We start from the raw sequence: 13,464 nt of genomic DNA, 5'->3' as shown, positions 1-13,464 counted from the left end.
CCGCCTCGTTACAAACGAGACTATACGGGCGTGCATTTGCTCACAAGAATTTCATATTTGAAATTCAGCAACTCTCGACTGTAGTAAAAGGATATCCATGAATACAGAGATCAAATTTTCAGATCTAGGTCTGTCTGACGCCATATTAAAAACACTTGAAGAAATCGGTTACGAAACCCCATCTCCTATCCAAGAAAAAGCCATTCCTGTTTTATTAAAAGGTGGCGATGTATTGGGTATGGCGCAAACGGGTACCGGTAAGACCGCCGCTTTTGCCTTACCGATTTTGTCAAAGATTGACATCAACCAACAAGACCCACAGGTGTTAGTACTAGCACCTACCCGTGAATTGGCGATTCAGGTTGCAGAAGCCTTCCAAACTTTTTCTCGTAATATCAAAGGCTTGCATGTACTACCGATTTACGGTGGTTCAGAATACAGCACCCAAATTCGTGCGCTAAAGCGTGGCGTTCACGTGGTAGTTGGGACACCTGGACGAGTGATGGACCACATCACCAAAGGCACTCTAAAATTAGACCAGTTGAAAGCAATGGTCTTAGATGAAGCCGACGAAATGCTACGCATGGGCTTCATTGATGATGTTGAGTGGATTTTAAAGCACACGCCTAAGACGCGTCAGATTGCCTTGTTCTCTGCGACCATGCCAAAAGAAGTGCACCGCATTGCCAACACTTATTTGCAAAACCCAACTGAAGTTATCATCAAACAAGCCACGGCCACGGCGACCACCATTGACCAAAAATATTGGTTAGTGAGCGGCTTACACAAGTTAGATGCTTTAACCCGTATTTTAGAAGCCGAAACCTTTGATGGGATTATTGTGTTCGTGCGCACCAAAACTGCGACCGTTGAATTGGCTGAAAAACTTGAAGCGCGTGGTTATGCCGCCGCTGCCTTAAACGGTGATATTGCGCAAAACCAGCGCGAGCGTATTGTTGACCATTTAAAATCTGGCAAGTTAGACATCTTAATCGCTACCGATGTGGTAGCGCGTGGTTTAGATGTTGAGCGTATCAGTCATGTTATTAACTACGACATTCCTTATGACAACGAATCTTATGTGCACCGTATCGGTCGTACTGGGCGTGCGGGTCGTAGCGGAACGGCTATCTTGTTTGTCGCACCTCGTGAAAGACGCTTATTGGCTTCTATCGAGCATTCAACCAAGAAAAAAATTACCCAAATGACTTTGCCGACCGCACAAGAAATCAACGATGGTCGTGTCGTGCGCTTTAAAGACAAAATCATCGATGCTGCGCAAAGTGGCGATTTAGATTTCTACCAAAAAATGGTTGAATCGATTGAATCTGAAAGCAACATTCCTGCGATTGAAATTGCGGCTGGTTTGGCTAAATTATTACAAGGTGACGTGCCTTTCTTCTTAGATGAAAAAGCCCAAAGCAAAGCGCGCGAATATGAAGACCGCGGAGATCGTGGCGGACGCGGTGAGCGCAATGACCGTGGTTCTCGTGGTGATCGCCCAGACAGAGCGCCTCGCGGCGACCGTCCTGAAAGAGCACCTCGCGAAAAACGCGCACAAACGCCACCCAACGAAGGCATGGAGCGTTACCGTTTAGAAGTGGGCCGCACCCATGGTGTTAAGCCAGGCAATATCATCGGCTGTATCGCTAACGAAGCGGGTATTGATGGTGAGTTCATTCAAAAGCTCAACATTGAAGATACTTTCTGTACGGTGGATTTGCCAGCAACCCTGTCTAAAGAAGCGCTTGGCGACTTAAAGCGTGCCTGGGTTTGTGGACAACAACTGAATGTATCTAAAATGCAAGATGGGACTTCACCCGCTAAAAAGCGTTTTTCTTTGAATAAAAGAAAGCCAAAAGCTTAACTTTTAGAGCGCCCATAAAAAAACTCAGCAAGGTCAACACCCAGCTGAGTTCAATATCCAAAACCCCAGCCTTTGCTGGGGTTTGTCGTTTTAGAACTTTATAAAACTTTTGAATTATCTCTGCATCGGTTGCTGAGGATAATAAGGTGCTTGCGGCATAGGGTAAGGCATACCTTGTGGCTGCATGGGATAAGGCTGACCATAGTTGGGTGCGGGTGCCGTATTTTGCTGAGGCGCAGGCGCTGGTGCCATATTTTGCTGAGGTGCTGGTGGCGCATAATAAGGCGCTGGCTGATAAGGATAAGGCATGGGTGCGCCATAATAAGGTGTATAAGGATAAGGCCCATTGTTACCATAGAAAGGACCGTTGTTGTAATAGTTGTCGTCCATTTGATCAACCATTTCTTGTGCCCAATACATAGGTGTCCATTCTGGCCAATCGTTATACCCATTATTGTAACCATTGTTATTGCCAAACCAATTGGCATTAGCTTGAGTTGCAGTTAAAACCAAAACAGATGCCATAGCGGCATTGATCAACACTTGCTTCATAAACGAGTCCTTCTCTTTAGATAATCGTTCAGCAAGTTTACTCGCAACCTCACAAAGCGAAACCAAAAGGTTTTTATCTAAGATAAGTCAATTTGATATTAGCTAACACTTAAATGCAAAAAGCCCCCAAATTTGACCAGGCCTGGTTAAATTTGGGGGCTTTTTAAGGTGTATAGACTTAAAGGTACGGCAGCTTAAAGTGCGCGTGATGCCACAAATGCTTGTTCAGACACTTCTGTCCATTTACTCACTTGCGCCATAAAGGTTTTCTGCGATGCCCAAACTTTGCCAGACAAGGCATCCGACTTAGCCGCTTCTTCGACCACTTCTAGCGACAAACGCTTTAGCTCACGCAACACTTCATCGGGGAAATGTTTCAACACCACACCGTGTTTTTCAATTAAGGTTTTTAACGCCTGTTGATTATGCGCGGTATATTCAGACAACATTTCTAAATTAGCCACCTTCATGGCGTTACGCACGATACTTTGCAAATCTGCCGGTAATTCATTAAAGGCTTTTTCGTTAATCATACATTCCATCGTGGTGCCTGGCTCATGCCAACCGGGTGTGTAATAATACTTGGCCGCTTTATACAAGCCAAATGCCAAATCATTATAAGGTCCAACCCATTCTGTGGCATCCAAAGCGCCCGACTGCAAAGATGGGAAAATTTCGCCACCCGGTAGCGTGACCGGTAAACCACCAGCTCGTTTTAAAACTTCACCACCCAAGCCTGGCATACGCATTTTCAAACCTTTCAAGTCATCCATGCTATTAATTTCTTTATTAAACCAACCGCCCATTTGGGTTCCAGAATTGCCCGCAGGATTGGGTATTAAACCAAAAGGTTTATAGGCTTCTTCCCACAGGGTCAAGCCATCGCCATAATATAGCCAAGCATTCATTTCGGTCGCCGTTAAGCCAAAAGGCACCGACGAGAAAAAAGGTGCTGAAGGAATTTTGCCTTTCCAATAATAAGCACCCGCATGACCGAGTTGAGCATTACCCTGCGACACGGCATCAAACACTTCAAAAGCACCGACCAATTCGCCCGCGCCATACACCTTAACCTTAATGCGCCCGCCCGACATTTCTTCAATTAGGCGTGCAACATTGTTAGCGCCGGTGCCCAAGCCTGGGAAATTCTTAGGCCAAGTCGTGACCATTTTCCATTCAAAAGTTTGTTGTGGCTGAGCAGGGGCAGTGGTGGTGGCTTCTTCTTTTTGACCACAAGCAGTCATAGCCGTTGCTGCGGTTGCGCCAGCCAGCGCACCAATAAAATCTCTTCTGTTCATGATTGCTCCTTAAGCATTTAGAGTCGTTGAATTATAAACGCAAATTACCCCTCACTCTAGGTTATGCTGGGCAATTCATTTTTTATTATGTATTTAAGCGCATTATGTTTAGAATAACAGGCTAATCAGGTCGTTTTCGCGCCTAATTACTCAGGCTTTAGCATAGGAGGGTTTTGATGAAACTCACCCCCAAACTCATTATCAGTTTTTTAACCCTAGGCATTTTACCCTTGCTGGTGTTTGGTATTATCTCGGTGAATACGGCCGACAGTGGATTAAAATCCTTAGCACATCAACAACTTGAGTCCGTGAGAGATTTAAAGAAAAAAACCATCGAGCGTTATTTTCAAACCATAGATGCCCAAGTGGTTACCCTGGCAGATACCCAAGTGGTTTTACAAGCCATGTTTTATTTGCCAACTCAAGTCAAAACCTACACCGCCCTAGCTGACAAAAACGCCGACCAACTCCCCAGCTACAAACAAGCCTTAACCCAGTTTTATCAAAAAAATCATCCGCAAGTTTTGCAAAGCATGCCCAATTATGTGGCACAACTCTCCCCCACTGCCGTGATGATGCAAACCGATTATTTACTCAACAACCCCAATGATTTGAAAAACCGCTGGAAACTCAATAAAGCCAAAAGCGCAACCGCCTACCATGCCATTCACACTTCAATGCAACCGGTGGTACACAAATTCATTGAAAACGCGCACTTCTTAGACCTCTATCTGGTGGATGTAAATAGCCACGATGTGCTCTATTCGGTCAATAAATCTGCTGACTTTGGCATTAATCTGAATCAAGCGCCCTATGACCAAACCGGTTTGGCGCGTGCTTACCAAGCCAGCAAATCTTTAAAGCAAGGTGAAACCCATTTCACCGACTTTTCCAGCTATGCCGCCACCCAAGGATTGCCAGTGGCGTTTGTCAGTACGCCCGTGGTTTACGAAGGCAAAACACTGGGGATTTTGATCATTGAAATTAACCATGATGCCATTAACGATATTCTATTTGACCGTTCAGGCATGGGCAGCACCGGTGAAACTTTCTTGGTTGGACAAGACAAACTCCTCAGAACCAATGCCCAAAAAATGCCCGAACGCTTTAATATCGAAGCGGCTTTTGCAGACCCAGCCAATCATAAAATGCAACATCCTGCGGTCGATTTAGCGCTCAACAATCAAACCGGCATTACCGATTCCGAGTCCTATACGCAAACACCCACCCTAACTGCGTATGCACCCATCAACATCAAAGGAACTCAGTGGGCCATTTTGGCAGAAATGCAAAATGCAGAAGCCTTTGCCTCCTCCAACCACCTACTGAATTTAGCCTTCAGCATTGGATTGCTGTCGATCCTTCTCATCAGTTTAATTGCGGCTTATTTGGCACGCAGTATCGCACAACCCATTCACCGTTTAGTGGACACGCTGCATCATGTTCATCAAAGCAGTGACTTTAAACTCAGACACGCTTCCCACAGCAACGATAGTTTTGAAATGCAACAAGCGGGAACAGCACTGAATGCGCTGATGCAAAACCTTGAAGCCTCTTTTAATGACATTGAAAAAGTGATGGGCGCCATCGCCAAAGGCGAATTCAAAGAGCGCATCACGGCCGATTTACATGGAGATTTAGACCAGCTGAAAACCTTTGTGAATGCGTCTGCCGACAGTGTTGAAAAAACCATGAATGCGCTTTCAGAAGTGATGCAAGGCATCTCTGAAGGGCATTTTTCAGTCAGATTAGATGCCAGTATTCAAGGCGAATTAAAATCCCAAGTTGACTTTGCCATGACCCAAATGGAAAAAGCCATCCTCACCATTACCGATGCCATGGAATATGCCGCCAAAGGTAACTTCTCGCATCGAGTCGAAGGAGATTTAAAAGGCGACATGGCGCGTTTGAAAAACTCGGTCAACCTTTCGCTCACTGAAATTCAATCTGCGGTTGATGAAATCACCGACTCCGCCAAGGCGCTCGCCAAAGGCGATTTGACGCAACTTGCCAAAGGCAAACACGAAGGCGAATTACACGAATTACAACAAGCCATCAACCATTCTATTGAACACCTCAATCAAATGATTGAAGGGGTGCGTCATGCGGCCAATACGGTGACGCACGGTGCCAATGAAATTTCTAATAGCAGCCAAGACTTAAATGGACGCACCCAGCAACAAGCCGCCGCCCTTGAACAAACCGCCGCGGCGATGGAGCAAATGACCGCTTCTGTTAGAGGTAACTCCGAGCACGCCTTGCGCGCAGCCCAACTCTCAACCAATGCGCGCGGTGTCACCCAAAAAGGCGTTGAGGTTATGCAACAAACCATCGATGCCATGAAAGGCATTGAAACCGCCAGCAATCAAATTAATGACATTATTGGCCTGATAGACAGCGTAGCCTTTCAAACCAACCTGCTCGCTTTAAATGCTGCGGTTGAAGCCGCTCGTGCAGGTGAGGCGGGTCGTGGATTTGCCGTGGTGGCTGCCGAAGTGCGTAACCTAGCTGGCCGCTCCGCCGAAGCGGCCAATCAAATCAAAACCTTAATTGGCAATGCTGGGCAACAAATTCAACAGGGCACGCGTTTGGTGAATCAATCAAGTCAATCGCTCAATGACATCAATCAAGCCATTCAGCAGGTCAATGACATAGTTAATGACATCAGCCACTCCAGCGCTGAACAAGCCACGGGGATTTCGCAGGTAAATTTATCCATGACAGAAATGGACCAATCAACTCAGCAGAATGCCACGCTGGTTGAAAACCTTGCCTCGCATGCGGATAATGTGGATGTGCAAGCCAAAAAACTCCAAGACAGCGTGGCGACTTTTATCACGCAAAAACAACTCAAATAAGCCAATCATGCCGAAGGACACTTTATGAAAGGGATTGTATTTTCTGAATTTCTAGAACTGGTTGAAGACAAGTTTGGCTTTGAAATGGCCGACGATATTATTGATGAAGCTGACCTACCATCGGGCGGCGCTTACACCACCGTAGGCACTTACGACCACCATGAGCTGTTAACCCTAGTGACGCTACTCAGTCAAAAAACGGGCATCTCAGTTGAAGCCCTAGTGCAGGTTTTTGGCGAACATTTGTTGGGGCGTTTTTATGAAGCCTATCCCGTGTTCTTTGAAGGCGTGAACACTTGCTTTGAGTTTTTAGACACCATAGAAAATCGTGTGCATGTCGAAGTGAAAAAACTCTACCCAGAAGCAGAACTGCCCACCTTTAGCGCCACCTTTCCCCAACCTAATGTGATGCACTTAACCTATACCTCTAAACGCCCCTTTTCAGCCTTGGCTTATGGTTTGATTAAAGGCTCCGCGACCCATTACGGCGAAAATATTGCCGTGACCATGATCGACCAATCTGCAGAAAACCTCACCAAAGTGGTTTTTGAATTGGTTAAACAAGACTGATGTTGACTCTGCAGCCGCTTAGGAAAATCGCGTGACAGAAACCGCCCAAGCCAGCAACCCTTTTGAAAAACGCTTTTTACGCGAGCGCAATGCGCGTAAACAAGCCGAAAAACTGCTGGAAAATAAATCGCTAGAGCTTTACCAAAGCAACCTTGAGTTGCAAAAATTGGCAGACGATCTAGAACAAAAAGTGGCTGAACGCACGGCGGAACTTGAAAATGAGCGCAATAAAGCGCTGGCATTGAGCAAAGCCAAATCCGAATTTGTAGCCACCATGAGCCATGAAATTCGCACCCCCATTAATGGCGTTATCGGTGCACTCAAACTCTTAGAGTCTGAAACCCTATCTGAAGAATGCCACCACTTGGTCTCCATTGCCCATCATTCTTCTGAGTTACTGCTGCAAATTATCAACGACATCTTAGACTTCTCTAAAATCGATGCGGGGCAAATGCAAATTGAATGCGTGCCGATTAATCTGGCTGTCAAACTGCGCCACATGACCGAAACCTTTAAACCCATTTGCCAGCAAAAAAATCTCACTTTCAGCACGCAAATTGCCCCAGAAGTCTCTGAGTGGATAGCCACAGATCCTTTACGACTCAGCCAAGTGCTCAATAATTTCATCAGTAATGCCATCAAGTTCACCGAATCAGGCTCTGTGACGGTAAAAGTCTTACTTAAAGACACTCAGATTGTGTTTGAGGTGATCGATACCGGCATAGGTATTTCAGAAGCCGGACAACAAAAGCTCTTTCAAGATTTCTCGCAAGTCGATGCCTCAACCAGTCGCCGCTTTGGTGGCACAGGATTAGGGTTGGTCATTACCAAAAAGCTCATCGAACTGATGGGTGGTGCGGTTGGGGTGCAAAGCCAACCCGGACAAGGCTCTTGCTTTTGGGCGAGCCTACCCTATCGAATAGCCGAGCCCCTGAACTTGCCTAACGAAAAACAATCTAGCAAATTTGAAGTGGCCGCCAAAGCACAAATTTTATTGGTAGACGACAACCTCATCAATCGCCAAATTGGCAGTCGCATACTCGAAAAATTTGGGCACACGGTGGTCTGTGTAGACAGTGGTTTTGAGGCACTCAAAGTGGTTGAGTCACAAACCTTTGATTTGATTTTTATGGATTGCCAAATGCCTGTCATGGATGGCTTTGAAACCACGCGCCGCCTAAGACACATGAACAATAAAACCCCAACCATCGCCTTAACCGCCAACACCTCCGAAGAAGACCGCAAGGCCGCTTTTGAAAGTGGCATGAATGACTTTATGACCAAACCCTTTGAGCCGAATAAAATCCAAAAAATCATACAAGTCTGGTTAGACAGAGCCCTTTAAACCCAACCTAATTTAGCAAGAGCAACACACCATGACACCCATTGAACTGATCGAACAGCTTAACCAACACCCCGTAGAGTTTGCGCAAGTCATCGCAACCATCGAAAATCATTACACCTTTACCCCAACAGAATTTCATAATGGTGAACAATTGAATGCCGCCAATACCAATAATGGTTCTTGCAAGATTTTTGCCTTTGCGCAAATGCATCAACTCAGTGAACAAGCCACCTTAAATGCGTTTGGGCAGTTTTACACCCAAGATGTGTTGCTCAATCCCAATGGCGATGACCATGGCAATATTCGTAACTTTATGAAGACAGGTTGGTCCGGTGTTCAGTTCAGTGGCGCAGCGTTACAAGCACGCTAAGATTCCCTTGCTGAATTTATTTTGTTATACTTTAAAAATATGCTTTTAACCCAAAAGTGACTTGAATCCATCATGCCCCAAAACAATACCAGCGCTTTGATAGAGGTGTTTTTTCAAGACACCCCAGACCAAGTTGCAGATACCGACATCGTCTTTGATGAAACTGAAGCGCAAGCATTGGTATTGGCATTTTATAACGAACATCTCGCCTCTCAATCCCCAAATACCCCTGCTTTAGGTGACTATGCAAGCTGTTTAAGATTTCAAGACACCCACCCAGAGTTTAAAGCCAAAAGTTGGTATGAGGTTCAGGCTGCGGATGAAGAGGAACTGGCGGAAATAGCCGCTAGCGAACCAAGCCCAACCCCTAAATGCTCCAAAACGGCTTTAGACAACAAGCACCTCGCCAATCTCGCGCACTATTTACAAGAATTGTTAATCGACGAAAACATTCATCTGCCCACCGCTAAAGTGCATCAAATGCTTGAACAAGCCCAACAACTAGCCTTGACCGAACCGATTATACAATCCTTTAACAAACCACCATCCAATGCCAATGACACGGTTTGGCTGATTAAAATTGCCGATGAAGATATCGCACTCTATTTAGGTAATAATTATATCGATGCTGCCAGTCTTGCCATAGAGTCTGAACATGATGAATTGGTTTCAGCGGCTAAAATGTTGTCCGAAAAATATCGTGCCGAGTTAAAAGAACACCACTTTGAGCAATTACCCGAAGGCTGGAGCTGGACAGATGTGGATAAAATCATGGTGAAATCCGGTTTATTTACCCACGAAAACACCCCCTTGATGGTGGCGCTGCGCACCGCAAAAAGCATCAAAATGAATGGCCAATTGGTGCAGAGTTTTGTTTTTTATGAAGCGGCCTTTGAAGACTATATCAATCAAGGCATCATAGATGGCGATGTGTTAAAACTGGTGGTTGATGAAGCAGACGAAAGTTTAGACATTTATTTAACGGTTGAAGAGGTAATCAACGCCACTCAAGTGAAATCCAATCAATGGGTATGTTTTGACAGTGGCGCTACCGAATTAACCATCAACCGCCGCGAAACCGAACATTCTGTGAGCAGCTTACTGCGTTAAATGCGCCTTTACCTTTAATTTCAAATTTTGGGTTTTGAACCTAACCTACACAGCAGGCTAAAGCCTGCGCCCCAAGTAAAGCATAATAAAGGGGCGAAGGCTTTAGCCTTCTTGATTTTATCGGCTTTACCATTCCAATCATTTCAGACCTTTATTTTAAGGTCGCTTTTGCAATTTGCATTTTTGAATTATGTTTTGTGCCCCGCGCCCATGTAACTTTTTTGCTTCGCCAAAAAAGTCACCAAAAAAGGCGACCCCACTCATCCAATTCTAGCCCTCTAAGCTTGTCGCCAGACAGCTGCGAACTCGCTTCGCTCAAACATGCGCAGCTCTTTATCTGGCGCCTTCACTAAGAGGGCTTACGAATTGTCTTCAAGGGGGATTGGGTTTTCTTCTGTTGGAGCAAACTGCTTTGTCAGAATGCCTAAAGCTCCCCTTTGAATCATTTCGTGATGCCCCTTAACGAAAGGACTGGGATAAAAGTGGCGCTGTTTGAGCGAAGCGAGTTCGCCACTTTCCAGTCCTGAGTTTTAGGAGCATAGAAATGATGATAGGGTCGACTTTTTGGTTACTTTTTGGGCGAGCCAAAAAGTGACAAGGGCGCTAAGAACAAGTTCCTGTTAAAACATACAAATCCAAAAAGCGACCTTAATAAAAGAATCGAAAAATTTTTTTGATTTAAGTTGAAAGCAGGCTAAAGCCTGCGCCCCAAGTAGAGGCATATAAAGGCGCGAAGGCTTTAGCCTTCTGATGATTTTGTTGAAAGCGTTCTTGTCTTAAATAAACCTAGCCACTTCTCTTTCAAAAGCCGGTTTTTCCATCGGCTTGGCTAAAAAACCATCCATTCCCGAGGCTTGGCAAGCCGCTCTATCTTCATGAGTATCATTACCGGTTAAGGCAATAATGGGCGTACGATTACCTTGCTGACGCAACTTTTGTGTTGTTTGCATCCCATCCATTCCGGGCATCTGACAATCCATCAACACCAAATCAAATGCTTGATTAGCAAGCATTTGCATGGCTTCCTCGCCGCTGCCGGCTGTAGTCACATCGTGACCATAGCCTTTGACCAGCGTGCTTTGGATGAGCTGCATAATGGCATTATCATCCACCAATAAAATATTTAATTTTTTCATGCTTTAAAAATCACTCCATTCGTCAGATGCGTTCGGCTTTGCGATGGCAGCATTGGGCACACTCTTTTTAACCAGGCCTAGGCTGGCAAAGCTGCTTGAACTTGGCTTAGCGTGTGATGCTGGTTTTGCAGCAGGCTTAGTGGTGGCTTTAGCGGCTGGTTTTAGCGCAGGCTTGCTCGAAACCGATTGCGCCACCTGAGTGCGCGCAACATTTCGCCCTGCCGTCATGCCCGTACGGAAAAACGCCATTTCTTTTTGTAATAAACTGGCTTGCTCACTCAAGCTTTCAGAAGCAGCGCTGGTTTCTTCAACCAACGCCGCATTTTGTTGTGTCGCACCATCTATTTGAGTGATGGCATGATGCACTTGGCGCACACCATCCGCTTGCTCCGCAGAAGCGGTGGCAATTTGACTGATCATTTCAGTAACGGTTTGTACCGATTGATTAATCACTTCTAACACCTCACCCGACTCAGAAGCCAAACGCGAACCTTGATTAACCCTGTCTACCGTTTGGTCAATCAAGCGTTTAATGTCTTTGGCGGCATCTGCCGATTTTTGTGCCAAGTTACGCACTTCACTGGCCACCACCGCAAATCCGCGACCATGTTCTCCAGCTCTGGCGGCTTCTACCGCAGCGTTCAGCGCCAATAAATTGGTCTGGAAGGCGATACTGTCAATCAGAGTGACTATGTCAGAAATCTGATGACTAGAATCTTGAATCATCTGCATGGCATTGATGGTTTGTTGCATAACTGCCACCCCTTCATGCGCCTTCTCTTGTACCTGCTGGCTCACTTGAGTGGCGTGCAGTGCATTTTCGTTGCTGCTTTGTACTTGGCTGTTCATTTGATGCATAGCTGATGAGGTTTGCTCGAGTGCTGCGGCTTGCTCTTGCACGCGCTCGCTTAAATTCATAGAGCCCTGCGACACTTCTTGAGCCGCGCCCCTAACCACTTCAGCCGATTCAATAGCGACGGTCACCACCGATTTGATTTTAGCCGCCGACTCATTGATGGCGTTTTGTAAATCTTTTAACTGCCCTTTAAAGGCATCACCGGTTAAAGACTGGGTTAGGTCGCCAGCCGCTTGCGCCGTCACCACCTGGCTAATGACATCCACCGTGTGCGCCATATTTTCCATGGAATCGTTAATGCGCGTTTTCAGTTCCGCCAAGCTGCCTCTGGCTTCAACTCGTACTCGGCCACTAAAGTCGCCTTGATTCATTTGTTGCATGGCTTGATTGATTTCACCGATCACGGAATCCAGCACCGTCATGGCATTTTGTACGAGGTTGCGGAATTCTCCAGGGACTTTTTCATCCATTCTGGCCGAAAAATCACCTTGATACAGTGCCTGCATGACTTTTGCCAATTCATTCATGCTAAAAGCCACGGCTTCGGCGGAACCATTCACGCCGTTTTTCAGGGTTGCTAAATCGCCGACATAGTCCGCTTGCATCCGCTGATTAAAATCCCCATCGGCTATGGCACTCACCACATGATTGGCTTCATTGATTGAGGTTTCCAAATCACCTAACAAACCATTTAGGCTTTGCCCAACCTTATTGAGCTCATCTTTGCGGGGTTCAAAGCGTGCCGAAAAATGCATGTCCTTCGACACCTGGCTCACTTGCTGACTTAAGCTGGTTATCGCTTGTTTTAACGAACGAATCAACAACCAACCCATGCCAATCACCAACAATAAAATCAAGCCAATCACACTGACTTCGCTTTTTAATTTTTGCGCAAATTGGGCATCAATATCATCAATGTAAATACCGGTGCCAATAATCCAACCCCAAGGCGCAAACTCGCGCACATAAGACAGTTTTTCAACCGCCGCATCACTATTGGGTTTTGGCCAGTAATAATGCACAAACCCGCCCTCTTTAGGATTGGCTTTAACGGCTTTCACCATGTCCACAAACAAATAGTTGCCCGCCTTGTCTTTGTTTTGTGACAAGTCCTTACCATCTAGTTTAGGGTTAGTCGGGTGCATAATCATTTTTGGTTGACGGTCATTAATCCAAAAATAGTCACCTTGCCCATAACGCACGGTTTTGATAAACGCTGCGGCTTGTTGTTGCGCCTCTGCCTGAGAAAGCTGTCCATCTTTCACTTTTTGTTCATAAATAGCCAACTGACTGAATAAAGTGTCCGCTAATTTGGTTAACTGTAACTGTTTTTCCTGCAACATATTGTCGCGTAGTGAATGCAACGAAAACGCACTCAATGCCAATAAGCCCACTAGGGCCACAGCAATCATTAGCCACACTCTATTCTGAATCGTCATGTATCCTCCGTTGGATGAATTGACAGGTTATTAAAAAGGAATCGCCCAATTAAGGGCAAATTA

The 13,464-nt window shown here is 45.7% G+C and carries 10 protein-coding genes; 6 read left to right on the top strand and 4 right to left on the bottom strand.

What is annotated here, in order from left to right:
• The first annotated feature begins 97 nt into the window (after positions 1–97).
• A complete protein-coding gene (locus THMIRH_RS00935) occupies positions 98–1,867 on the top strand; it encodes a DEAD/DEAH box helicase (protein WP_173289870.1) in 1,770 nt (589 codons plus the stop codon).
• A gap of 114 nt (positions 1,868–1,981) precedes the next feature.
• Here the strand turns inward: THMIRH_RS00935 and THMIRH_RS00930 are convergent, their stop codons facing one another.
• Complete coding sequence (locus THMIRH_RS00930) at positions 1,982–2,419, bottom strand: hypothetical protein (protein WP_194240844.1); 438 nt, start codon at positions 2,417–2,419, stop codon at positions 1,982–1,984.
• 194 nt (positions 2,420–2,613) lie between these two features.
• Complete coding sequence (locus THMIRH_RS00925; RefSeq protein ID WP_173289868.1) at positions 2,614–3,717, bottom strand: TRAP transporter substrate-binding protein; 1,104 nt, start codon at positions 3,715–3,717, stop codon at positions 2,614–2,616.
• Positions 3,718–3,893: 176 nt separating this feature from the next.
• On the opposite strand from THMIRH_RS00925, the gene THMIRH_RS00920 reads away from it, so the two are divergent.
• From THMIRH_RS00920 to THMIRH_RS00900, 5 genes are all read left to right on the top strand, one after another.
• Complete coding sequence (locus THMIRH_RS00920; RefSeq protein WP_173289866.1) at positions 3,894–6,575, top strand: methyl-accepting chemotaxis protein; 2,682 nt, start codon at positions 3,894–3,896, stop codon at positions 6,573–6,575.
• Positions 6,576–6,599: 24 nt separating this feature from the next.
• A complete protein-coding gene (locus THMIRH_RS00915; RefSeq protein ID WP_173289865.1) occupies positions 6,600–7,145 on the top strand; it encodes a heme NO-binding domain-containing protein in 546 nt (181 codons plus the stop codon).
• Between the two features lie 31 nt (positions 7,146–7,176).
• Entirely contained in the window at positions 7,177–8,490 is a 1,314-nt protein-coding gene (locus THMIRH_RS00910) for a response regulator (RefSeq protein WP_173289863.1), read from the top strand.
• A 31-nt stretch (positions 8,491–8,521) separates the two neighbouring features.
• Positions 8,522–8,860, top strand: a complete 339-nt coding sequence (locus tag THMIRH_RS00905; protein WP_173289861.1) for a HopJ type III effector protein — start codon at positions 8,522–8,524, stop codon at positions 8,858–8,860.
• 72 nt (positions 8,861–8,932) lie between these two features.
• Positions 8,933–9,970, top strand: a complete 1,038-nt coding sequence (locus THMIRH_RS00900; RefSeq protein ID WP_173289859.1) for a hypothetical protein — start codon at positions 8,933–8,935, stop codon at positions 9,968–9,970.
• Between the two features lie 776 nt (positions 9,971–10,746).
• On the opposite strand, the gene THMIRH_RS00895 is transcribed toward THMIRH_RS00900, so the two are convergent.
• The gene (locus tag THMIRH_RS00895; protein WP_173289857.1) at positions 10,747–11,106 is read right to left on the bottom strand and encodes a response regulator; all 360 of its coding nucleotides are present in this window, start codon (positions 11,104–11,106) and stop codon (positions 10,747–10,749) included.
• 3 nt (positions 11,107–11,109) lie between these two features.
• Positions 11,110–13,401 carry a methyl-accepting chemotaxis protein gene (locus THMIRH_RS00890; protein WP_173289855.1) on the bottom strand — a complete coding sequence of 764 codons (2,292 nt, stop codon included), beginning with the start codon at positions 13,399–13,401 and terminating at the stop codon, positions 11,110–11,112.
• Positions 13,402–13,464 lie beyond the last annotated feature (63 nt).

Origin of the sequence: Thiosulfativibrio zosterae (genome assembly GCF_011398155.1) — a bacterium.
Lineage (GTDB): Bacteria > Pseudomonadota > Gammaproteobacteria > Thiomicrospirales > Thiomicrospiraceae > Thiosulfativibrio > Thiosulfativibrio zosterae.
This window is presented reverse-complemented; position numbering and strand designations above follow the sequence as displayed.